This is a genomic window from Nocardia sp. CS682, assembly GCF_004634405.1.
Lineage (GTDB): Bacteria > Actinomycetota > Actinomycetes > Mycobacteriales > Mycobacteriaceae > Nocardia > Nocardia ninae.
Window position 1 is genome coordinate 8,668,271 of sequence record NZ_CP029710.1, and the last position, 22,121, is coordinate 8,690,391.

Here is a 22,121-nt window from a genome sequence, read left to right on the forward strand (position 1 = left end):
TTTCCGTCACCCATGCCCCCTACTGGCGGTGATGGCGGACGAGTCGCTGTCGGTGAACCCGTCTCTCCCGCAAAAGTCTAGGGGACCGAGGCTTTTCTGGCGGGCAGTCGGCGAGCAACCGAAAAGTCAACCGAGATCGAACAGATTCGGCTGCCCCGCGCGGTAGCGAGCGGCATCCAGCTGCCGCAGCGGTTCGAAGGCGGGAATCGAGTCGCGGGTGAACAGCGTGGCCCGTTGCGCGGTGGATCCCGCGGCGTCGAGCAGCGCGTTCACCGCGGTGCGACCCGCCTCGTTGGCGCCCTCCATCGTCGCGAGGTCGAAATTGGTCCGCACATAGTCGGCGGCGAGAAACAGGTTCGGGATCTTCGTGTACGCGTTGGGCCGCGCCGCCCAGGAGCCGATCGTGTTGACCAGCAACGGTTCATCATTGTGGTTCCGGCCGTCCTGCCAGCTGATGCCTGGATCGAGCAGCCAGTCCCGGACGATGCCGTCCTTCAGCTGAATTCGGCCGTCGTCGTTGAGCGCGGCGGTGAGCTGTGCCCAGGTCTCCTGGTAAATCTCTTCGCGGGTGCAGTGTTTGGCGGTTTTGCCGAACAGGATGCCGGGGGTGTCCCAGTCGGCGATGTCGATGGTGAGGCCGTCGCGGACGGTGCCGTCGCCGTACTTCGCGGCGTAGTCCACCTCCCAGAACGCGCGCTGGGAGTACGAGGTCAAGCGCCACGGCGCGTCGAGGTAGATGTTGTAACCCGCGCCGAGTTCCAGCTTTTCACTGACGAACATCTGCAAGCCGGTCATCCAGTCGAGGGTGAGCTCGTCCATCCGCGCGAGATCCGGGTCCAGGCTCCGGATCTCGGGCGACCACAATCGCCGCGCGCGGTCCGTCGGCACCGCGCAGACATACCAGTCGGCACTGTGTAGTCGAGTTGCGCCGTCCGGCAGCCGGATTCGCGCGCCGGCGATCTGGTCGCCCGCCACCTCGAAGCCGTCGAGGGCATGGCCGGGCCGGAACTCGACACCCATCTCGCGCAGCAGCGTGATCCACGGATCCAGCCACGCCTCGTTGGTCGGGCCGTTGAGCACCTCGTAGACCTTGGGGCCGCCGGTGAGCTCCTGGAGCAGGGCGATGAAGAAACCCTCCATCATGTTGCCCATCGTCCTGGTGCTGGCGACGTACTCCTTCGCGGCGACCAGCGCACGCGTCAAACCCGTTGCGGCGAGCGCCTGGAACTGGGCCGACCGGCTGCCTGCGTCGACGAAATCCCACCAGCTCACGTGCTCCCACTGGCCGAACCTGCGCTCCTCGCTGGAGGTCAGGTAGGTGACGACCCGGCCGGCCATGTGGATCGCCTCGGGGAGCGGGATGAGGTTGTTCTTCAGAAAGACCTCGACCAGGATGCGCTGCAACCCGTCCGGGGTGAGGGCCTGCCGTGGATCGAAGTAGAAGCCGAACATGAGCGGGAAGCCGTCCGGCAGATTTCCGGCGCGCGGGTAGCGCGGGTCGTTGACCGAGAACGGAACCAGGTTGTCGTGCACCGTGTTCCGCGTACCCGGCAGGGGAATGCGGCGCATCGTGTCGTGCACGTGGTGATAGAACGAGGTGAAGCCGCGGGCGCCGTGCTCGCCCGGTAGCGGCGCGCGACCGCCGCCGCCGGTGCCGGGCAGCGGGATGGTGCGCGACTTGCCGCCCAGCTCCTTGCGGTCGAACACCGTCACCTGGAAGCCGCGCTCGGCGAGCTCGTGCGCGGCGGTGAGTCCGCCGATGCCCGCACCCAAGACCGCAACCGTATTGCGCGGCGGGCCGTTTCGCCTGCGTGACCCCTGTGCCGTCGCCGGACCCGCCGTCGCTGCCAACCCGGCCGCGCCTGCCAGACCCGCCGCGCCACGCAGCACCGATCGCCTGCTGACCGCGCTGTCCCGATTGTGAGCTGTCACTGCACGACCCCGTTCGCAATTCTGACTATCCTGATCGTCATATTTAGCAGATGGTCGCTCGTCATGGGAGACAATGCGGAGATGACGAGAAACGCCCAGCGATGAGTGGCGACGCCAAACAGCGACGACCCGTGCGGCCCTACGGCGGCGTCGGCGCGGCGGACCGGGTCGCCGCGCGGCGCGGCAAACTGCTCGACGCCGGCCTGGAACTGTTCGGCACCCAGGGTTACGCGGCGACCGGCGTCAAAGACCTGTGCCGGGCCGCCGGGCTCACCGACCGGTACTTCTACGAATCATTCGGCGGCACCAAGGAGTTGTTCGCCGCGGTCTTCGATCGCGTCATCGACGAGCTGTTCGACGCGGTCGCCCGCGCCGTGGGTGCCGTGCCCGCCGAGGGGACCCGCAAGTTGCGCGCGGGCATCGGCACCTACCTCACCGCGTTGGCCGAGGACCCGCGCAAACTCCGCATCGTCTTCGTGGAGCCCACCGGGGCGGGCGCGGAACACCGCATGCGTGCGGCACTTTGGCGCTTCGCGCGATTGGTGGCCGCGACCGCGACCGAGGCCAGACCCGAAGCGCGGCCACCGGCCGAACTGGTCGACATCTACGCGCTCTCGGTCGTCGGCATGCTCGAGCGCGTCCTCGTCGAGAAGCAGGGCGGGCGGGTAACCGTGCCGATGGACGAGCTGGTGGACTATTGCACGGCATTCGCCGGTGCGTCGCTCGGCTCGCTGTACGCCGGGCGGATAACCAAACAATCCGGTCGGCACGAAGCAGCTTCGCGCGCAACGGAGTAAGTAGCTCGGCGCTGGCGGGTAACCCTCGGTCCGGTAGCCGCGATGCATAGCGTGAGGTAGATTTCACAACGAGTTCGTGCTCGGCACGGACCGACCCGCGGGGGACTGGCGGGAGGACATGGACAGTGGGGACCGTAGGTTCCGAGGCCGAGCGCGCCGCTATCGCCGAGGGCGATATCCGAGTGCTGGTCGAGAACGGTGAGTACTGGCTGCGTAACCGCGGCGACATCGCGATGATGGCGGTGACCGTCGAGCGGCTGCGGGCGCGCTGGCCGCGCGCGCGGATCGGCGTGCTCACCCATCAACCCGGCATCCTGCAGGCGCTGCTGCCCGAGGCGGAACCGCTGTGCGGGCCGGACTGGAGCTGGGGCCGCGACGGGTGGCCCGGCCGCCTAACCCGTACGGCCGGAACACGATTGGTCGGCCCGGCGGCGCTGCGCTGGCGGGCCGCGACCGACGGACCGAAGGACCGGCTGCGGGCGCTGCGCTCGGCCGCCCGGCGCCGCGCCGACGGCCCCGGCCGTACCGAACACGTCGCGACACCGGAGCAGACTGAGTTCCCGGTGGAGATCCCGGCCGCCGTCGAGCAGGCATCGCTGGTGCTCGCCCTCGGTGGTGGCTACATGACCGACGTCGACCGCTATCAGGCGCACCGGACGCTGAACCTGCTCGAACACGCGCGGTCGCGGGGCATTCCGACGGCCCTGGTCGGCCAGGGCCTCGGACCGCTGCGTGATCCGGCGCTGGTCCGGCGCGCGGCCGAGGTGTTGCCCGGCGTCGATTTCCTGGCGCTGCGTGAAGCCAGGCGTGGCCCGGAACTGTTGTCGCGCTTCGGCGTCGCACCGGAACGGGTACTGGTCACCGGTGACGACGCGATCGAGTTCGGCTACCGCCTGCGGCAGGCCAAGATCGGCACGGATATCGGACTGTGCCTGCGGGTGGCCGACTATTCGCGGGTCAGCGCGGCCGCGCAGGCCACGCTGGGCCGGGTGGTACGAGCCTGCGCCGGCCAGCTCGAGGCCGGGGTGGTGCCCCTGATCATCTCCGAATACGCCTCCGAGGATCGACTATCGACCCTGCCGCTGCTCGCCGGAGCGGAGTGCGCCAGGCCTGCCATCGGTCGTGGCGGCACTCCCGAGGATGTGGCGCGTCAGGTCGCGGGCTGCCGGGTGCTGGTCACCAGTGCTTACCATCTCGCGGTTTTCGCGCTGTCCCAAGGCATTCCGGCCGTCGGCATCACCGCCTCGGAGTACTACGACGACAAGTTCCACGGGCTACGCCAGATGTTCGGCACCGGACTGCGGATCGTGCACCTCGACGACCCCGCGCTGGACCGGACGCTGACCACGGCCGTGACGGAGTCGTGGTCCGAGGCGCCGACGGTGCGGGATACGTTGCAGCAGAAGGCCGTCCAGCAGATCGACGCCAGCCGGGCCGGGCTCGAACGGGTCTGCCGGCTGGTGGAAAGCGGACCGGTGCGGCCGGGCCATCAGCTAGGGGGATAGATCATGGCTAGTTTGTCGGTTTGCGTGCCTGCCTACAACTCAGGACGCACGCTGGCCACGACATTGCGCTCGGTGCTCGACCAGGACGTGGACCTCGAACTCCTGGTGCTGGACAACGCCAGTACCGACGAGACGGGTGACATCGCGCATTCGATCGACGATCCGCGAATTCGGGTGCTGCGCAACGACACCGTGCTGCCGATCGGGGACAACTGGAACAAGGCGATCACCGCGTCGACCGGGCAACTGGTCAAGGTGGTCTGTGCCGACGATGTGCTACGGCCCGGTGCGCTGGCCGCGCAGCTCGCGGTGATGGCCGACGATCCCTCGCTCGCCATCTCGTCGAGTCGCTTCGAGGTGATCGACGAGGCGGGTGAGGTGCTCGAAACCGGGCTGGGACTGGCCGGTTTGCTCGGCAAGCAGACCGCGCGGGCCCTGGCCAAGGTCATCGTGCGGCGCGGTCCGGCCGATTTCGGGCCGACGGCGGCGGCGATGTTCTACCGCAAGCACTTCGACCTGGTCGGCGGATTGCGTGGCGATCTGGTGTTCCCGATGGACGTCGACCTGTTCGCCAGGGTGTCCTCGTTCGGCGCGTTCTTCGGGATGTCGGAAACCCTTGCGGCCTGGCGTAATTCGTCGTTCAACCTGTGCAGCCGCACCTCGACGGTGAGCAAGCTGACCGACATGTACCGGTTCCATCACCGCATCGCGGGCGACTATCCGCACCTGGTGAGCCGCGGCGACGTGCTGGCGGGGGATACCCGCTTGGCGCGGGCGGCGTTGTACCGCTTGCGGGTTCGCACGGTGGCCACCGTGCGGAACCGGCCGGACCTACTGGTCTGAAAACGCCGAAACCGCCCCGCACCGCGGGGCGGTTTCGGCATTCATAATGATCACCTCACCGCGATCGTCTCAGATCGACCAGAGCCGCCCATAGGTGTACACGGCGTCACCACTGGAACTGACCACCTTGACGAACGGCCGGATCGTGGTCTGCCCGACCACCCCGGTCACGGTGCCGTGGAAGCCGGACATCCGCAGGAACCCTGCCGCGCCGGAAACATCGCCGCCGGCGCACTCCACCGTCTGGATCCCCGGTCCGAAGCCGACCTCGAGTTCGACGCCGGCCCGGGGGATCAGCCCCTCCAGCTTCAAGGTCGCGCCGTCGCTGCCGAGGTCCACCCCGAGACCCGGCGTCGAGTAGTTGAACTTCAACCGCCCGGTCAGGGTCGCCGGATAGCCGACCTGGTAGCCGATGGTGATGTGCCCGCGCCAGTCCTCGGCGTTCGGCCCGGCAATCTTGTAGGCCGCCTCGCCATTGTGAAACCACTCGCGGGTCAACGCGTTTCCGTCCAGCGGCGGCACGAAGTCGATCCGCGTGTCGGACTGGATCGCCTCGATCGAACGATCCTTCTGATCGACGATCTGGTTACTGCTGTCGACGACCGCTCCCGCGGTGCCTATTCCCAAAGCCAGCCCCGACGCCACCACGGTGGCGAACGCGAACATTCGGACGCAACGGCTGCATTGTTGCGTGATATCCCTCATCAGGTTTTGTCCCCTCTGCACACACACCTGGCCGAGCGTGGTCGTTCGCTCGACGCCCGCTCCCCGACACGCGGGAGCGAAGAACTCATCGATCATCTGTGGCGATCAGGTGTTCGGTAAATCGAATCATGTCAGATCAAGCGCATCGAGCAAACGGGCGAGAATGCGCTGGGGGACAGCGAATTCGGAGCAACTCAGCCTCCTCGGACGGTGGTGTCGGCCGGGTCGTCGACGATCCAGCAGCCGTCGAGTTCCGGGTAGCGGGCGCGGACCTCCGGCAGCAGATCGGGCAGCGTCAGCAGCACGAGATCCGGTCGGGCCGTGACCAGTTCGTCGGGCGCGATGATGGGCACGTCGGTGCCCGGCATCCGGCGACCCTGCTTGGCCGGTGACGCGTCGGCGACGGCGGCGATCAACCCTCGATCGACACCCGCCAAGCTGAACAGCGCCACCGCACGCGACGCCGCGCCGTAGGCGAACACCCGATCACCCTGTGCGGCATGCCTGGTGAGCCAGCGACGCAACGCCTCGGCGTGTGCGTCGGCAGCCTGCTGGAGGCTGCCGACGGCGGTGGCCGCGGTGTAGGTGGTCTCCTGGGTGAGGATTTCGCGCGCCGCCGCATCGGGACGATGTGTGCCGTGGCGCGCACTGACCAGTACGGTGCCGCCGTACAGGTCGAATCGCCACGCGGTGGTGACGCTCATGCCCGCGGCGGCCAGCAATCGGCTCAGCGCGGACAGCGAATAGTAGGCAAAGTGCCCGTGCCGCAATGCGTTCCACTGGCGCGCGGCGACGATGGTGGCCAGCGAATGGAATTGGATCAACAGCAGGCCGTCGGGCGCGGTGGCCGCCGCCCGCTCGGCGAAGGCCGCGCGCTGGTCGGGTTCGTGCATGAGGCCGAAACAGTCGAGCACCACATCGGCGACACCCTCGGTCTGGGTGTAGCCGCGCTCGGTCAGCAGGGGCACCCAGGTGCCCCCGTGCGGGCTGCCGAACTCGCGCACGGTGTTCCCTTGCAGCAGACCGGATTCGGCGACACGTGCGACAGCCTCGGCCGCCTGCTCGCGCAACGCCGCGGGCTCGATGCCGCGTGGTTCCTGCGTGCGGGTGTCGTCCTCGGCCAGTTGCGCGAGAGCGCAGCGCGCGCACAGATCCATGCGCAGCGGATGCGCCGTCTCGGCGAGGCCGACCGGGGCGGCCAGCGGCGGGAAGTAGTCCGCGGCCGGGACCATACCGAGATCGAGCACCGTCGTGAGTTCGGTGCCGCCGCAACCCCGGCAGGGTCGCCCGCTATCGAGGGGAACCATCACCGGCCCTTTCGCTGTGCGCCGGCGCGGGCCGCACGCATGGCACCGTGGCCGACCGTCGTCGACGCTGTGCCGGTCTCGCCCGGCCTAAGTGGCTGGAACACGAGCGGGCCCGGGCTGTATCCGGCGCATCGACCCGTCGAGCACCCCGCTGTCGCGTAGCTTCTCCAGGTGCGGCAGCCGGGTGAACTTCTGGAAGAAGTCGTCGTAGGTGAGGCCACGCGCGGTGTACTCCTGGAACAGCTCGTCCGCCCCGGCCTGCACGGTCCACAGCGCGCGAAACCCGATGGCGGCGCGGGCAGCCGAGAAGTCGACGCGATAGGAGCGCGGGTCGGCGCCGCTCTCGCCGGTGATGTTCAGTCGCGACCCGGGCACCGCCGCCACCACCGCCTGCGCGATATCGGCGACGGTGAGGTTGTTGGCCTCGGTGCCGATGTTGAAGGCGCGGCAGTGGATTGCCGCCGGTGGAGCGGTGAGACAGTTGGCGAAGGCCCACGCGATGTCGCGGGCATGCACCAGCGGTCGCCACGGAGTGCCGTCGGAGAGCACCTTCACCTCGCCGGTCAGCGTGGCGTACCCGACCAGATTGTTGAGCACGATGTCGGCCCGCAACCGTGGCGAGAAGCCGAATGCCGTTGCGTTGCGCAGGAATACGGGGGAGAAGCCGGAGTCCGCGAGCGCGGCGACGTCGTCTTCGACCCGCACCTTGCTCTCCGCGTACGGGGTGATCGGGCGCAGCGGCGCGTCCTCGGTGACCAGGTCCGCGCCCGCGGCGCCGTAGACCGAACAGGTGGAGGCGTACAGGAACCGCCGCACCCCGGCCTCCTTCGCGAGCCGGGCCAGCCGCACCGACGCGTGATGGTTGATGGCGTAGGTGATCTCGGGCGCCAGCGCGCCGAGCGGATCATTGGACAGCGCGGCGAGATGGATGACCGCGTCGAAGCCGCGCAGCTGGTCGACGGTCACGTCGCGCAGGTCCACGGCCAGGCCGGGCGGGTCGCCCGGCAGGTCGCCGAGGACGCAGTCGGCGAAGAAGCCGGCGTCCAGACCGACCACCTCGTGCGCGTTGGCGCGCAGGACCGGCACCATGACGGTGCCGAGATACCCCTGGTGTCCGGTGACGAGTACCCGCATGACTTACGAACCTCCGAAATCGATGACGGCCTTGTCGAGCACGAACGCTTCGGCGTGCCCGGCGTGGCATTGCACGCCGCGCAGCCGGGTCAGGCCGGTGAACGCCTGCTCGTCGAACCAGTCCCGGTGGGCCTGGGACGGATAGTGCTTCAGTAGCAGCCGGGCCTTCTCCTCGGCGAGCGCCGCGGTGAGCCGGTGGTAGACGCTGGGACTGGGAGTGTCGCTCTCCCACTTGAGGATCTCGTAGCCGAGCACGAGGTGATCGCGGAACTCGGTCGGCACCAACTCGGCCAGCAGCCGATGATCCTGATGCGCGTCGCCGCGTTGCGTGGCGAAGACCAGGTCGGGCTCGGTGCTGCCACGAAAAGTGCTGAGCGCGTCCTTGATACGGTCCCAGTGCGCCGGGGCTCGGCCGTCGGGTAGGTCGAGCACGGTGAGGTCGACCTCAGCCCCCGGGCAGAACGCCGCCAGCGCCAGGCGTTCCTCGTCCGCCCGCGCCGTTCCGCCGCCGGACATGACCAGGGCGCGCACCCGCAGTCCCGGGTGCGCGCGAGCCAGTGTCAGCAGCGTCGCGCCCATGCCGATGGCGATGTCGTCGCAGTGCGCACCGAGCACCGCGATCTCGGCGACCGCTCCGACGCCGAGTCGGATCACGCGTGCTCCCAGACCATCCAGGGCCGCGCGCCGCTGCGGTAGCCCGCGTCGAGTTCGGCGCGCTCCTTGAACGTGTCGGCCGGCTTCCAGAAGCCGAGATGCTGATAGCCGTACAGCCGTCCCTGCCCGGCCAGCGTGCCGCACGCGTCCGCGACCAGATCGCCGCCCGGCGGCAGCAGATCGAAGATCTCCTGATTCAGCACGAAGTAACCGCCGTTCTCCCACAACGGCATTCGCGACACCGGCATGATCTCCTTGACCTCACCGGTTGGCTTCATGTCCACGCAGTGGAACGACGACTGCGGCGGCACCACCATCATCGAGGCGGCCGCGCCGGACTCGGTGAACTTCTCGATCATGTCGTCCAGCGGTGCGTCGGTGAGCACGTCGGCGTAGTTCGCCAGGAATCGCTCGTCGGCACCGACGTGGTCACGGACCCGGCGCAGCCGCTCGCCGATGGGCGATTCCAGGCCGGTGTCGACAAAGGTGATCTGCCAGTCGCTGATATCGGAGCGCAGCATTTCCACCCGGCCGTCCCGCATGACGAAGTCGTTGGACACCGATTCCTGGTAGGTCAGAAAGAAATTCTTGATGTGCAGACCGCCGTAGCCGAGGCACAGGATGAATTCCTTGTGCCCGTAGTGCGCGTAGTAACGCATCACATGCCACAGCAGTGGTCGTGGGCCGACGAGTTGCATGGGTTTCGGAATCATGTCGTCGGTCCCGTCCCGCATCCGCATGCCGTACCCGCCGCAGAACAGCACAACCTTCATCGTGCTCCCCTCCCTGTCTTTCCTGAATGTGTAGCGCTGTTCACTTCGTTGTGACTGGTGAGATCGGCACGATGCAGTGCCGGAAGCGGGTAGACCAATTCGGCTCCCCACGAGGCGATATGGCGCAGTTGCGCGGTGATCTCGGTTTCGAGATTCCACGGCAGCACCAGCACGACGTCCGGTCGATCGAGCTCGATCCGATCGGGTGCGTAGATCGGGATCCGGGTCCCGGGGGTGAAGCGTCCGTGCTTGTAGGGGTTGCGGTCGACGGTGTATTCGAGCAGGTCGGTGCGGATGCCGCAGTAGTTGAGCAGGGTGTTGCCCTTGCCCGGCGCGCCGTAGCCGACGACGCGCTTGCCCGCGGCGCGCTGGTCGAGCAGGAAGCGCAGCAGGTCGTGGCGGACCGCCTCGGTGCGCGGGCGCAGCTGGGTGTAGCCGTCGACCTGGTGCAGGCCCGCATCCCGTTCCAGGCGAAGCACGTCGGCTACCCGGCTGGTCGGGGTGGCGCCGAGCGGGGTAGGGCGGGCCCATAGGCGTAGCGAGCCGCCGTGGGTGTCGAGCAGTTCGACATCGACGACCGACAGACCGGCCGTCGCCAGCGCCCGCTGCGCCGAATGCACGGTGTAGTACTGGAAGTGCTCGTGGTAGATCGTGTCGAACTGGCCCAGCCGCAGCAGGTTCAGCGCGTGGTGCACCTCGATCGAGAGCCAGCCGTCGTCGGCCATCAGCTCGCGCAGCGACCTGGTGAAGCCGCGCAGATCGGGCACGTGCGCGTACACGTTGTTGGCGATCACCAGGTCCGCGGGACGATGTGCCGCACGGATCTTCGCGGCCGAGTCCTCGTCCAGGAAGGTGGTCTCGGTAGGGACGCCCGCCGCCCGCGCGGCGTCGCCGACGTTCACCGAGGGTTCCACACCGAGGCAGGGGATGCCCGCGGCCACCGCGTGCCGCAGCAGGTAACCGTCGTTGCTCGCCACCTCGACGACGAAGGATTGCGCAGTCAGGCCGAGTCGCTCGATCGCCTGTGCGACAAAGGATTGCGCGTGCCGCACCCAGCTGTCGGAGTACGACGAGAAATACGCGTACTCGGTGAACGTCTCCGCCGGGGTGATCAAGGCGGGAATCTGCAACAACAGACAGTTCGTGCACAGCCGAAGGTGCAGCGGGTAGGTTGGTTCCGGAAGGTCGAGTTCGTCCGGCGCGAGAAATTTCTCGCACGGCGGTGTCGCACCCAAATCGAGCACGCTCGTCAAGCGCCCGGAATCACACAGTCGACATAACAACGAAGCCCACCTTCTGCCGAGAGCCGTACCTCCGGCGCATTGCCGGCGCACCCCTGAAGTCGACCCGATCCAGTGAGACGTTACAACGAATGCCCCGCGTGTCGTAGGTGAAATCGACTGGTCTGAAAGTAATTTCCGGTAATTTTGGCCTGTTTCCGACGAGTAGCTTCCGGGTGGCTACCGGGCGGCTTGGTGGTTCCGCCCCCATCGCATGAATTCGCCTGCGGATAGCGAAGGTTCGCGACCTGGCCTGCTGTGCCCCCGAACGCCCGAAACATACCGGGGCGGAAAACCGACCGTTACTCTGTCGGCTACTGCGTGGAACACTTTGCGGCCCTGATGATTCGACATGTGAAACGGATTGTGTTCTGTAACAATCGGCTTCTGGCCGCCGAAGGACGGGACACCGAGGCGTCAGGATGATGTCGCGGGGACCGGTCAACGCAGATCGGGGGGCTTCTTTCTTCTCTCCCAGGGGGAGGTGCGTTTCATGAGCTTCGAGCTCACCGGCGACGACGATCTGGACTATCGTCGGTCGCCGCACAGCCTGCCGCGCTCCGAGCGCGAACGCTGGCAGGCTGAGTATGTAAAGCGGATAGGCGCAACAGATTTCGGCGTTATCGTGGTCGCGGTGGCGCTGGCGCAGATCATCCGGTTCGGCGGGCCCGCCGCGCCGCCGCTGGCCTGGCACCTGCCCTATGAAGTGGGGTACACGGTCGTCTCCGGCGTGCTCGCGCTGAGCTGGGCAGGCTTCCTCGCGGTAGGCAATACCCGCTCGCCCCAGGTGGTGGGCAGCGGCACTGAGGAGTATCGGCGCTTGGTCGCCGCGACGCTGCGACTGTTCGGTGTGCTCGCGATCGTGTCGCTGGTGTTCCAGATCGAGTTCGCTCGTGGCTATTTGGCGATCGCCCTACCGCTCGGTCTGTTCGGGCTGATGCTGAACAGATTGCTATGGCGCATCCACGCGCGACAGCTGCGCGCCCGCGGGGAGTACCGGACCTCGGTGCTCGTCGTCGGCTGCGCGGAGGCGGCGCAGGCGATGGCGAATGCCTTCGCCCGTGACCCGGCCTCGGGATACCGGGTGGTCGGTGTGTGTATTCCGAACGGGCTCAACGAGATCACCGAATACATCAGGGAGCCATCGGGGCACACGTTCTCCGTGGTGGGCAGCGACCGCACAGTGCTCGACGCGGTGCGTCGCAGTGGTGCCGATACCGTGGCGGTCACCGCGACCGATCACCTCGGCCCGGTCGAATTGCGGCGGATGGCCTGGGAACTCGACCCCCTCGGCGTCGAGCTCATCGTCGCGCCCGGCGTCGTCGATATCGCGGGTACCCGGCTGACCAATCGTTTCGTCGCGGGTGTGCCGATGCTGCACATCGCCAAACCGCAGTACGATCGCGCCAAGTCGACCGGCAAGGCGGTGTTCGACATGTGCTTCGCGGCCGCGGTGCTGGTGCTGATCGCGCCGACCATGCTGGCCATCGCGCTGGCGGTGAAACTGACCAGCCCCGGCCCGGTGTTCTATCTGTCCGAGCGAATCGGGCGGGGCGGCAAGCCGTTCCGGATGATCAAGTTCCGCAGCATGTACGTCGAGGCGGAGGCGGGCGTGGACGCGCTCATCGCGCGCCACGGGGGCAATCCGGTCTTCTTCAAGATCAAGGACGACCCGCGGATCACGCCGGTGGGCAAGATCATTCGCAAGTTCAGCCTGGACGAGCTGCCGCAGTTCTTCAACGTGCTGCGCGGTGAGATGAGCGTGGTCGGGCCGCGCCCGCAGGTGCAGCGTGAGGTGGACAGCTACGACGGCGAGATGCGGCGCAGGCTGCTGGTCAAGCCGGGGGTCACCGGGCTGTGGCAGGTCAGTGGCCGATCGGACCTGTCGCTGGAAGACTCGGTGCGGCTGGACCTTTCGTACGTGGAGAACTGGTCCATGGTGCTGGACCTGCTGCTCATCGCCAGGACGATCGGCGCGGTGACCCGCGGCGCGGGCGCCTACTGAGCGGCCGGAAACTCCTGCGCGAGTTCCTGGAACAGCGCGGTGTTCATCGCGAACGCGCGCTGTCCCTCGTCGAGGACGCGGCGGCGCTCGAGATCGTCGAGCGGCAGCTGGTCGAGCAGGCTGCGGTATTCGCGCTTGAACGCGGCCGGGTTGCCGACGCCGTCGAAGACGTAGAAGCGGACGCCGTCGCCGCGGTGCGGCAGGTTCCACAGCTTCTCCGCGGTACCACGGATGACCTGTCCGCCGGAGAGGTCGCCGAGGTAGCGGGTGTAGTGGTGGGCGATGTAGCCCGCGGGCCAGTCACGGGCGCACTCGTCGATGCGCGCGGCGTAAGCCGCGGTGGCGGGTAGTGGTTCGAGTCCGGCGCGCCAGTCCGGGCCGATGAGGTGGGCGAGATCGCGTTCGAGCTCGGCGGTGCGGGCCAGTTCGGGCCGGATGAACGGACCGGCGATCGGGTCCTCGCTCAGGGTGTCCCAGCGGCGCTCGAGTGCGCGGTAGATGAACCAGAGTTGGCCGGTGTAGCGGTGATACGAGTCGACCCCGAGCGCGCCACCGAGCATGTCGCTCATGAACCGTGAGTTCTCGGCCGCCGCGTGCTGCTGCTCGGTGGCGCTACGGATCTGTTTCGAGAACGGCGTTGCCTCTGACATATCCGAACCACCTCACTCGAGCACCTGTGGGTCACCTTCTAGTATGGCTACCCTAACTAACTCCGTTCGACCATACCGGGTTCACGTGCGCCGCGCACGGACATGCCTCACTCAATGGGCGGCGCGTCATTGGATAGGCGGCGGCCTGCGGCGCCCGCGCGGCCGGATCCGGCGCACGATCGGGCGGCGCAGCGAACCGAAGCGGCGCAGGATGCGCGGCCGTCGAACGGTACGGTCGAACCACTCGCCGAGGGTGACGCCTGCGGCCAGCGCGCAGCCGACGCCGAAGGCGAGCAGCAGCTGGTTCGCGCCGAGCACCAGCTCGTCGTTGAGCACCGCATACAGTCCGCGGTAGAGCTTGAGGCCGGGCAGCAGCGGGGTGATGCCCGCGATGGCGACTACCAGCGGGGGAGTCAGCGCGCGACGCGCCATCAGACCACCGGCCATGCCGATCACGGTCGCGGCGACGCCCGAGGACAGCACCGGGCCGAACCCGATCTCCTGCACCACCAGATAGCAGATGGTGCCCGCCGCGCCACTGCCCGCCGCGGCGGTGAGCGCGCGTTTCTCGGCATAGCAGGCGAGCGCGAAGGCGAGCGAGGCGACCGCACCGGCCACGATCTGCACCGGCAGGTCGATGATGCCGCCCGCCGGTGTGGTCAGGATCGGCGGCACCGTGGCGCCGAAGAGCCAGCCGATACGCAGCGTGAGCGCGATGCCCGCGATGATGCCGCCGGTCATCATCATCACCTCGAGCATGCGGGCCGTCGAGGTGATCGGCGCACCGGTTATGCCGTCCTGCACCGCGCCGACCAGTTGTAATCCACTGAGCAGCACGGTGATTCCGGCCGCGATGATCAGCGCCGGATCCACCTGGATGCCGAGCGGCTCGGCCAGGGTGGCGAGCACGACGGCGGGCGTGGCGGCGATCGCACCACCCACCATGTGCTGGAAGAAGAACGGCAGGCCGTAGCGGTTGAGCACGCGGTTGGACCGGTCGATGGCCAGCGTGGTGACGAAACTGACTGCCGCGACGACGATGCCACCGCCGAGCAGCGCGGCGATCGCCGCGGCCAGCAGCGACCAGCCGAACGTAGCCGTCCAGCGGTGGTAGGGGTGCGGCGCCGTGGTGATCGTGTCGAGCGCGGCGCGCGCGTCCTCCGGCGCGACCACCTCGTTGCGGATGCGGCGGGTCAGCCGGTCGACCGCGGCCAGCCTGGTGAAGTCCAGCGACCGGTAGGTCACGATCCGCATGGAACTGGCCGGCGGCAGCCGCGGGCCCCGATCGGCCCAGATCCTGATGGAGTCGTAGGTGACGTCCACATCGCAGCGCGCCAGCCCGTAGGTGGCGGCGATGAAGCGGACCTGGGTGGTCGTATCGATCACGCCCGTCCCCGAGGCCAGCACCACCTCGCCGACGCGCACCGCGAGATCCAGCACCTCCGCGACCCGTGCGTCGTCGGTGAGGTCGATCGGTTGCAGCGGCGAAGGCGCCGCGACGATCGTGTCCGCGGTAGCCGGCCGATCGGCGACCAGTTTCCCGACCGCCTGACTCACCACCGGCATCCGCCGCCCGCGCCGGAACAGCCGCCGCCGACCGAGATGATCGACCCGCGTCTCCGTGCTGTCGCCTCCCGGCAGCGTGTCTGAATCCATGCACGCGAACGTAGTCACCTCCCGGCGACCTTCGCATCCGGGCTGGCACAACGGCCCGCCGACCGCGTGTCGCGCGCCGGAGATGATCATCCGCCGCCGCGGGCGCAGTCTGCAGTCTGCGGCGCGGGGACCGCGCCCACAACTGGGGCAGGGCGGCCAAGTTCTACGAGGCACTCGGCTTCGAGCTGGACTTCGCGACCGGTTCGCGACCCCGACGGGCGCGTGCTGAGCATCCAGGCCCCACTCGCAGGCTGAGTGACAGCTCCACTTCAGCGGGTGAGTTGGAGGATGTCCACGCCTCGGTTGTTGTCGGCGACGTAGGCGTAGCCGCGGTGCCAGTAGGGTGCCCAGGCGGCCGCGTCGCCGGGGCGGTAGTAGGCGATCTGTTTGGGGTTGGTGGGGTCGCTGACGTCCAAGAACCGCGTGCCCTGGGCGTAGAAGGATTGGACGAGGACCTTGTCCTGGACGTCGAAGTAGTGGGCGGAGCAGTCGGCGGAGGCGGGGTTGCTGCCTTCTTGGCCGGCGACGCTCCAGGTGCCGATGGTGTTGAGGCGGTACGGTTTTTGCGGGGTGGAGCGCCAGCCTTCGCCGTTGTAGGACCCTTCGAGGGACGCGATCACCAGCACGCCGTCTCCGGCGCAGCCGTCGACGAAGCTCTCTTCGGTGGCGTAGATCAGGTTTCCGTTGCCCCAGGGGCCGGTGCCGCCGCCGTCCTTCGCGCGGTTGCCGATCGGGCGGTAGCTGTTGTGCATGAACTTGGACGGCGCGGCCGTCTCCTTGATGCCGCCGCCTGCGTAAGGGACCGGGTCGTTCGGCGAGGCCAGCCGGACCTTGCCGGTCACCGGGTCCTTGTGCATGCCCTCGGTCCAGTACCCGCGCACACCGCCGCGGCCCGACGCCCAGGCGACACCGGTCTGGTCGACCTGGACGTCGTGCACGTAGTCGGTCTTGCCGTCGTTGCGCGCCAGTTCGATCGGGTTGGGGAAGACCTTCGGCTTGCGCGGGTTCCTGATGTCGGTGACCCAGATCGGGCGACCGCCCCACTCGGTGGGCATGCTGTCGGCCTTGGCCGGGCCGCCGGTCCAGAGATACTGGCAGTCGTTGATGCAGGTGGTGGTGTGGCCTGCGGGCACCTTGACGTAGCTCATCACGGACGGTTTCGCCGGATCGGCGAGGTCGACCACGTAGATCCCGGACTCGCCGGTGCGGACGTTGCCGCCGAAGGCGCGCGGGTCCCTGGCTAGGAAGACGCGTTTGCGCACCGGGTCGACCTCGGTGTCCTCGGTCTCCCACATGCCAGGCATGTTGAGCTGCCCGATGAGCTTCGGAGCCGCCGGGTTGGCGGTGAGGTCGTAGGTCTTCACCCCGAACTCGCCGGCCACGACCATGACGTCCCTGGCGCCGTACTGCAGGAATTGCAGCGAGATCGCGCCCTGTGCGTCGGGGACGCTGCCGACGGCTTTGACATTCTTCTCCGCGGCGGGCGCATTCGTTGCCGACGGTGCCGCGGCCGGTGGACCGTCCTCCTCCCCGCAGGCCACGGCGGGCAGCGCGGTGGCGGTGAGGGTCGCCGTCACGGCGATCAACAGCAGGGACGACCGGAAGAACAAGCGGCGCACAACTACCTCCCAGCGAGGCGTGACCAGGGGATTCCTGGTCGCCGAGATGCCTCACTGTAAATGTCGGCGGGGCCGCACGCGATACCCATATCGCCAGATCGGGAACTGGGGAGCAACTTTCGCGTGGTAGTCGGCGTGCTGACCGGTTCGGCGGTGTGTTTCGAGCGTTGCTCGGTGAATGATGTTGGTATGCCAGGTGATCCATGCCCGAACCGGGTCGCTGCTCGCAATAGCCGGTGGGCTGCTCGTGCCGTGCGCCTTGTCGCCGTGTTCGTCGTTCTCCTGCTCGGCGTCGCCGGCTGCGCCGCGTCGGTGGAGCAGGCGGAGCCGGGTGTGCTCACGGTCGGTGTCCGAGAATCGGCTGGCCTGCTGCCCGCCGATCTGCGAGATCAGACGGGCCGGATGATCGTCGGCGCGCTGTGGACACCGCTGGTCGACTATGACGCGGCGACCGGGACGACCACTCTGCGGGCCGCGGAGGCGGTCTCCAGCACGGACCAGGTGACCTGGGAGGTCAAGCTACGCAACGGAAACCAGTTCCACGACGGGACGCCGGTCACCGCGAAGTCTTATGTCGACACCTGGCGAACTGTGGCCGCCGAGCGGTGGGCCGGCTCGGTGGCGCTCACCGAAGTGTTGCGCGCTAACGAGATCAGCGCGCCGGACGAGCACACAGTGCGGATCGTGCTCGACCGGCCGTTCGGTCAGGTGCCCGCCGTGCTGGCCGCTCCCGCGTTGCTGCCGCTGCCCGCGTCGGTGCTGGCCTCCCGGGATTGGGCGGGCTTCGCGCTCAACCCGGTTGGTAACGGGCCGTTCCGGCTGACCGAACCATGGCAGCCGAATTCGGGTGGTCGGCTCGTGCGGGTCGGGGAGGCCGCGGGCAACGTGCGCGAGATCCAGCTCAGGGTGGGCGATTCCGTCGCGCAGTACGCCCAGGTGCGGGCGGGCTCGCTCGACCTGGCCACCGAGGTGCCCGGCGCGCGGCACGACGCCATGCACCAGGATTTCGCCGACCGGCACGCGATGTGGCCGCTGCCGGAGGCCAGTTATCTAGCATTCCCCATGTCCGACAAGCGATTCGAGGACGCGGCCGCGCGCCATGCGTTCGCGATGGCGCTGGACCGCGCGGCCTTGGCGGCGGGCCCGCTTGCGAACCAGGTCGATCCGGCCCGCGCCCTACTGCCACCCGGCATAGCTCCGGGCGAACGCTCCGCCACCTGTCGGCCGTGCACGCACGACCAGCCCGCGGCGAAGTCACTGCTCGGCCAGGTCACCTTCACCGGTCCGGTCACGCTGTATTTCGGTGCCGCGCAGGAGCAATGGGCGCAGCCGCTCGCCGAGCAGCTGCGCACCGCCTTCGCGTTGGAGGTGACCGCCCGACCGCGCGGCGACCAGGCGCCCCAACCGTCCGACGCACCCTTTCTGCTGACCTATGCACCGAGCACCGCCAGCCCCCATGAACTCCTCACCGCCCTGGCGAAAACCACAGGCATGCCCGACGAAGGGTTCACCCAGCTGTTGGCTGCTGCCGATACGGCGGCCACCGCAGCGGAGAGTGGTCAGCGCTACCGCCTCGTCGAAAACCACCTGCTGCGCGACCTGCCGATAGCCCCACTGTGGTCCGGCCACGGCCACGCGGTCTGGACGCCGCGGGTACACCAGGTTGTTGCCACACCGTTGCGCGGCATTGAGCTCGCCTCGATCTCGCTATGAGCGGTTGCCGTGGCGAATACCAGGCCCGACGCTGAGTGCTAAGTCATAGTCGTACAAGGTGATTCGGCACGAGCGAGGGGCCTGAGATGATGAGTGAGCCGGCGGCGACTTCGGGGGCGCGATTCGCGCGGGTGGTCGCGGCCAGCGTGGCGGGCACGACGATCGAGTTCTACGACTTCTTCCTCTACGGCCTGGCGGCGGCGCTGGTCTTCAACAAGGTGTTCTTTCCGGCCGGTGATCCATTGGTCGGGGTGCTGCTGGCGATGGGGACCTATGCGGTGGGGTTTCTCGCGCGGCCGCTCGGTGGGGTGCTGTTCGGGCACCTCGGCGACCGGGTCGGGCGGCGGCGCACCCTGTCCATCACGTTGATGCTGATGGGTGCGGCGACGGTGGCGATCGGGCTCATTCCGTCCTACGCGACGATCGGGGTCGCGGCGCCGATTCTGCTGGTGCTGTTGCGGCTGGTGCAGGGGTTGGCGCTGGGTGGCGAATGGGGCGGCGCGGTGCTGCTGGTGGCCGAGCACGGGTCGGCGGCGCACCGAGGGTTCTGGAGCAGCTGGCCGCAGACCGGCGGGCCACTGGGGAATCTGCTGGCCACCGGGGTGCTCGCGGCGCTCGGTCTAGGCGTCTCCAACGCGGAATTCGAGGCGTGGGGCTGGCGGATACCGTTCCTGCTGTCGATAGTCCTTGTCGCGGTGGGCCTTTGGTTGCGGCACGCGGTAGAGGAGTCGCCGATCTTCGTGGCGGCACAGCGACGCGGGGCGACGCGGCAGGGGCACGCGCCGCTGCGGATCGTGCTGGGTCGCTATCGCAAGCAGGTGCTGATGGCGGCGCTGGCCGACGTCGGTGAGAAGGCGACGTATTACACCTTCAGCATCTTCTTGCTCGCCTATCTGACCCAAGTGGTGCATGTGCCGAAATCCACTGCGCTGACCGCGATTACCATCGCCTCGGTCTTTCAGGCGACCGCGATCGTGCTGGGTGGGGCGCTCGGCGACCGGTTCGGGCGACGGGTATCCAGCGTGCTGCTCGCCGTGCTGGTCGCGGGGTGGGCGCTCAGCGCGCTGCCCATGGTGGACAGCGGAAGTGCGGTCCGGATCACCGTGGTCATCACTGTCGGCTTGACCCTGCACGGCCTGCTGACGGGCGCACAGGCGCCCTTCTTCGCGGAGCTGTTCCCGAGCGAGGTGCGTTACACCGGAGCGTCATTGGGCTACCAACTCGCGACGATCATCGGTGGTTCGCTCATTCCGATCATCGGTGTGGCCCTGCTGCACCGCTTTCCGTCGACCGTCCCCATCACCCTGCTGCTGTGCGCGACACTGGCCTGCACCGCGAGCGCGTTCCTTTGGGCCGGCGAGACCCGCGGCCGCGATCTGCGCGACGTCGCGGGGGAGACCGCTGCATCGACCGGCTCCCACCGGTCGACCGCCCCCTCCTGACAGCGCAGCCGATGTCGGGGACTGCCGGACCTTCGGCGGCAACGAGATCATCGACTACCCGCGCGAGAAGAGTGTGTGATCGCGCGGGTAGTCGAGGTGTTTCAGCCCCGCTCGAACACGCTCGCGTCGTCCAGCATGGCGGCGTGCAGCATTGATTCCGGCACGCCCATGCCCTCGACGAGGGTGAGCGCTTCCGGGCGGAGCCGGTCGACGAGTTCGTTGACGCCCCGGCGCACCGCCTTGGCCCGCTCGACGGACATGAACCGGTGCATGATGTACCACGCCTGGTTCTCTTCCAGTGTCGAGTAGACGAAGAGATCGCAGACCGTTTCCGCGAGGGCGCGTGCGTCCGGGTCTTGGATGTCTTCGATGCCCTCGATGAAGGCCTCCAGCACCAGGCGATCGATGTGGGCGGTGCCCGCCGCGAGGATGTGGTCCTGGGCGTTGTTGAAAGCTTCGAACGGTGTGGTGTCCTTGGCCCGGGCGCGCAGACGGTGACCCGCGGTGCGCACCAGGTATTCCTCGCGGTCGGCGAACAGCTGGAGCTGTACCGCGCGCCGGGCGAGATCGCCGTCGTCGATGGAGTCGTTGGAACCGTCGCGCAGGCGCTGGATCAACTGCCGCACACCGGTCACCTTGCGCACTTCGTCACCGGCCATGGTGGCGGCGAACTTCACCCAGCCCAGCGCGTCCAGGTCGCGCACCTCGTCGGAGTACGCGGTGAGCAGCTCCTTGGCCACCAGCTGGGTGAGCACCACATTGTCGCCCTCGAAGGTGGTGAACACGTCGGTGTCCGCCTTCAACCCGACGAGGCGGTTCTCGGTCAAATAGCCTGCGCCACCGCAAGCTTCGCGGCACTCCTGGATCGCGCGGGTGGCGTGCCGGGTCTGCGCGACCTTCAAACCGGCGGCCCGCTTCTCCAGCGCCCGCTGCGAGCTCGGGTTGAGATCCTGACCGGTCTGCACGAGATGCATGCGGCGCACGAGATCGTTCTGCGCGAACGCCAAGGCGTAGGTCTTGGCGACCAGCGGCAGCAAGCGCCGCTGGTGGCTGCGGTAGTCCAGCAGCACCGTCTCCTGCCCGCTGTCCGGATCGGAGAACTGCCTGCGCTTCAACGCATAACGCAGCGCGATGCTCAGCGCGACCCGGGTGCCTGCCGCCGCCGCACCGCCGACGCTGACCCGCCCGCGCACCAGTGTGCCCAGGGTGGTGAAGAAGCGACGGCTCGGATTCTCGATCTCGGAGGTGTAGGTGCCGTCCGGCTCGACGTCTGCGTACCGGTTGAGCAGGTTCTCCCGCGGAATGCGTACGTGGTCGAACACGATGCGTCCGTTGTCGACACCCGGCAGGCCGCCCTTGAGTCCATCGTCGATGGTGGTCACGCCCGGCAGATCGGCGCCGTTCTCGTCGCGGATCGGCACCAGCAGGCAGTGCACGCCGCGACCCTCGCCCTGGGTGACCAGCTGGGCGAAAACCGCTGCCATTCTTGCGTGTTCGGCGGCACCGCCGATGTAGTCCTTGCGCGCCGAGGGCGTCGGCGAGTGGATCACGAACTCCTCGGTGTCCGGATCGTAGGTCGCGGTGGTCTCCAGGTGGGCCACGTCGCTGCCGTGCCCGGACTCGGTCATCGCGAAACAACCGAGCAGATCGAGCGAGATCAGCCGCTTGATGTACTCGCGGTGCCGTTCGGTGCCGAGGTTCTCCACCGCCCCGCCGAACAGCCCCCACTGCACGCCGGCTTTGACCCACAGCGACAGATCCGTGTAGGCCAGCATCTCCAGCCCCGTGACCGCGGCGCCCGGCTCGCTGGTGCCGCCGTTCTCCCGGCGGAAACCGCGCTCGGCGTAACCCATCGTGGCGATGACCCGCATCTGCTCGAGCACCCGGGCCCGAGCGGCCTTGTAGTCGAGGTAAGGGTCTCCGGCGAATTTGTCGTCCGCGAGCTGGATTCGGGCCTGCTCCCGGATCTCGCCCCACGGTCCGTCCAGTGCTGCGCGTAGGTGATCCGCCGTCGTTGCGGTGCCGGTTGTCATAACTCGACATTAGCCCGCGCCGCGCCGAGCAAACCGTGACTGTTGACACGACATTCCGGGCAGGGCTCTTGTG

Annotated in this window: 17 protein-coding genes; 6 read left to right on the plus strand and 11 right to left on the minus strand. The window is 68.1% G+C overall.

Features of this window, described 5'->3' with window-relative positions:
* Positions 1-126: 126 nt before the first annotated feature.
* Positions 127-1,932 (minus strand): FAD-dependent oxidoreductase, encoded by a 1,806-nt coding sequence (locus DMB37_RS39215; RefSeq protein ID WP_240772107.1) that lies wholly within the window; start codon positions 1,930-1,932, stop codon positions 127-129.
* 101 nt (positions 1,933-2,033) lie between these two features.
* On the opposite strand from DMB37_RS39215, the gene DMB37_RS39220 reads away from it, so the two are divergent.
* The 3 genes from DMB37_RS39220 (at position 2,034) to DMB37_RS39230 (ending at position 5,077) form a co-directional block, all read left to right on the plus strand.
* A complete protein-coding gene (locus DMB37_RS39220; protein ID WP_135237049.1) occupies positions 2,034-2,729 on the plus strand; it encodes a TetR/AcrR family transcriptional regulator in 696 nt (231 codons plus the stop codon).
* Positions 2,730-2,854: 125 nt separating this feature from the next.
* Complete coding sequence (locus tag DMB37_RS39225) at positions 2,855-4,234, plus strand: polysaccharide pyruvyl transferase family protein (RefSeq protein ID WP_135237050.1); 1,380 nt, start codon at positions 2,855-2,857, stop codon at positions 4,232-4,234.
* A 3-nt stretch (positions 4,235-4,237) separates the two neighbouring features.
* Positions 4,238-5,077 (plus strand): glycosyltransferase, encoded by an 840-nt coding sequence (locus DMB37_RS39230; protein WP_206055128.1) that lies wholly within the window; start codon positions 4,238-4,240, stop codon positions 5,075-5,077.
* Between the two features lie 69 nt (positions 5,078-5,146).
* Here DMB37_RS39230 and DMB37_RS39235 read toward each other — a convergent pair whose 3' ends face one another.
* From DMB37_RS39235 to DMB37_RS39260, 6 genes are all read right to left on the minus strand, one after another.
* Positions 5,147-5,743, minus strand: a complete 597-nt coding sequence (locus DMB37_RS39235) for an MspA family porin (RefSeq protein WP_240772109.1) — start codon at positions 5,741-5,743, stop codon at positions 5,147-5,149.
* A 233-nt stretch (positions 5,744-5,976) separates the two neighbouring features.
* Positions 5,977-7,089, minus strand: a complete 1,113-nt coding sequence (locus DMB37_RS39240) for a methyltransferase domain-containing protein (protein WP_135237053.1) — start codon at positions 7,087-7,089, stop codon at positions 5,977-5,979.
* A gap of 87 nt (positions 7,090-7,176) precedes the next feature.
* Positions 7,177-8,223, minus strand: coding sequence for an NAD(P)-dependent oxidoreductase (locus tag DMB37_RS39245; RefSeq protein WP_107656367.1), 1,047 nt, complete (start codon positions 8,221-8,223; stop codon positions 7,177-7,179).
* A 3-nt stretch (positions 8,224-8,226) separates the two neighbouring features.
* Positions 8,227-8,877, minus strand: coding sequence for a PIG-L deacetylase family protein (locus DMB37_RS39250; RefSeq protein ID WP_135237054.1), 651 nt, complete (start codon positions 8,875-8,877; stop codon positions 8,227-8,229).
* Positions 8,874-9,650 (minus strand): glucose-1-phosphate cytidylyltransferase, encoded by a 777-nt coding sequence (locus DMB37_RS39255; RefSeq protein WP_135237055.1) that lies wholly within the window; start codon positions 9,648-9,650, stop codon positions 8,874-8,876. The genes DMB37_RS39250 and DMB37_RS39255 overlap by 4 nt, the downstream gene beginning before the upstream one ends.
* Complete coding sequence (locus DMB37_RS39260; RefSeq protein ID WP_135237056.1) at positions 9,647-10,933, minus strand: class I SAM-dependent methyltransferase; 1,287 nt, start codon at positions 10,931-10,933, stop codon at positions 9,647-9,649. Before DMB37_RS39260 ends, DMB37_RS39255 begins: the two co-directional genes overlap by 4 nt.
* Before the next feature lie 490 nt (positions 10,934-11,423).
* On the opposite strand from DMB37_RS39260, the gene DMB37_RS39265 reads away from it, so the two are divergent.
* Entirely contained in the window at positions 11,424-12,935 is a 1,512-nt protein-coding gene (locus DMB37_RS39265) for a sugar transferase (RefSeq protein ID WP_135237057.1), read from the plus strand.
* On the opposite strand, the gene DMB37_RS39270 is transcribed toward DMB37_RS39265, so the two are convergent.
* The 3 genes from DMB37_RS39270 to DMB37_RS39280 all read right to left on the minus strand — a co-directional run bounded on the left by DMB37_RS39270 (position 12,929) and on the right by DMB37_RS39280 (position 16,860).
* Positions 12,929-13,585, minus strand: coding sequence for a heme oxygenase (biliverdin-producing) (locus DMB37_RS39270; RefSeq protein ID WP_135237058.1), 657 nt, complete (start codon positions 13,583-13,585; stop codon positions 12,929-12,931). The genes DMB37_RS39265 and DMB37_RS39270 overlap by 7 nt on opposite strands.
* A gap of 126 nt (positions 13,586-13,711) precedes the next feature.
* Positions 13,712-15,151 (minus strand): threonine/serine exporter ThrE family protein, encoded by a 1,440-nt coding sequence (locus DMB37_RS39275; RefSeq protein ID WP_199856990.1) that lies wholly within the window; start codon positions 15,149-15,151, stop codon positions 13,712-13,714.
* A gap of 359 nt (positions 15,152-15,510) precedes the next feature.
* Positions 15,511-16,860: an LVIVD repeat-containing protein gene (locus tag DMB37_RS39280; RefSeq protein WP_206055129.1), complete on the minus strand. Its 1,350-nt coding sequence runs from the start codon at positions 16,858-16,860 to the stop codon at positions 15,511-15,513.
* A 252-nt stretch (positions 16,861-17,112) separates the two neighbouring features.
* Here DMB37_RS39280 and DMB37_RS39285 point away from each other — a divergent pair, with 252 nt between their 5' ends.
* Together DMB37_RS39285 and DMB37_RS39290 are read left to right on the plus strand one after the other, a co-directional pair.
* Positions 17,113-18,573 carry an ABC transporter substrate-binding protein gene (locus DMB37_RS39285; RefSeq protein ID WP_167769082.1) on the plus strand — a complete coding sequence of 487 codons (1,461 nt, stop codon included), beginning with the start codon at positions 17,113-17,115 and terminating at the stop codon, positions 18,571-18,573.
* A gap of 86 nt (positions 18,574-18,659) precedes the next feature.
* Positions 18,660-20,015, plus strand: coding sequence for an MFS transporter (locus tag DMB37_RS39290; RefSeq protein ID WP_167769083.1), 1,356 nt, complete (start codon positions 18,660-18,662; stop codon positions 20,013-20,015).
* 101 nt (positions 20,016-20,116) lie between these two features.
* Here DMB37_RS39290 and DMB37_RS39295 read toward each other — a convergent pair whose 3' ends face one another.
* Positions 20,117-22,048 carry an acyl-CoA dehydrogenase gene (locus DMB37_RS39295; protein WP_135237060.1) on the minus strand — a complete coding sequence of 644 codons (1,932 nt, stop codon included), beginning with the start codon at positions 22,046-22,048 and terminating at the stop codon, positions 20,117-20,119.
* Between the last annotated feature and the right edge of the window lie 73 nt (positions 22,049-22,121).

Excerpts from the sequence above, each read along its gene's own strand:
- DMB37_RS39255 (WP_135237055.1), bottom strand. The coding sequence starts at position 9,650 with ATGAAGGTTGTGCTGTTCTGCGGCGGGTACGGCATGCGGATGCGGGAC.
- DMB37_RS39265 (WP_135237057.1), top strand. The coding sequence starts at position 11,424 with ATGAGCTTCGAGCTCACCGGCGACGACGATCTGGACTATCGTCGGTCG.
- DMB37_RS39235 (WP_240772109.1), bottom strand. The coding sequence starts at position 5,743 with ATGTTCGCGTTCGCCACCGTGGTGGCGTCGGGGCTGGCTTTGGGAATA.
- DMB37_RS39220 (WP_135237049.1), top strand. The coding sequence starts at position 2,034 with ATGAGTGGCGACGCCAAACAGCGACGACCCGTGCGGCCCTACGGCGGC.
- DMB37_RS39240 (WP_135237053.1), bottom strand. The coding sequence starts at position 7,089 with ATGGTTCCCCTCGATAGCGGGCGACCCTGCCGGGGTTGCGGCGGCACC.
- DMB37_RS39275 (WP_199856990.1), bottom strand. The coding sequence starts at position 15,151 with ATGCCGGTGGTGAGTCAGGCGGTCGGGAAACTGGTCGCCGATCGGCCG.
- DMB37_RS39270 (WP_135237058.1), bottom strand. The coding sequence starts at position 13,585 with ATGTCAGAGGCAACGCCGTTCTCGAAACAGATCCGTAGCGCCACCGAG.
- DMB37_RS39290 (WP_167769083.1), top strand. The coding sequence starts at position 18,660 with ATGATGAGTGAGCCGGCGGCGACTTCGGGGGCGCGATTCGCGCGGGTG.
- DMB37_RS39230 (WP_206055128.1), top strand. The coding sequence starts at position 4,238 with ATGGCTAGTTTGTCGGTTTGCGTGCCTGCCTACAACTCAGGACGCACG.
- DMB37_RS39245 (WP_107656367.1), bottom strand. The coding sequence starts at position 8,223 with ATGCGGGTACTCGTCACCGGACACCAGGGGTATCTCGGCACCGTCATG.
- DMB37_RS39295 (WP_135237060.1), bottom strand. The coding sequence starts at position 22,048 with ATGACAACCGGCACCGCAACGACGGCGGATCACCTACGCGCAGCACTG.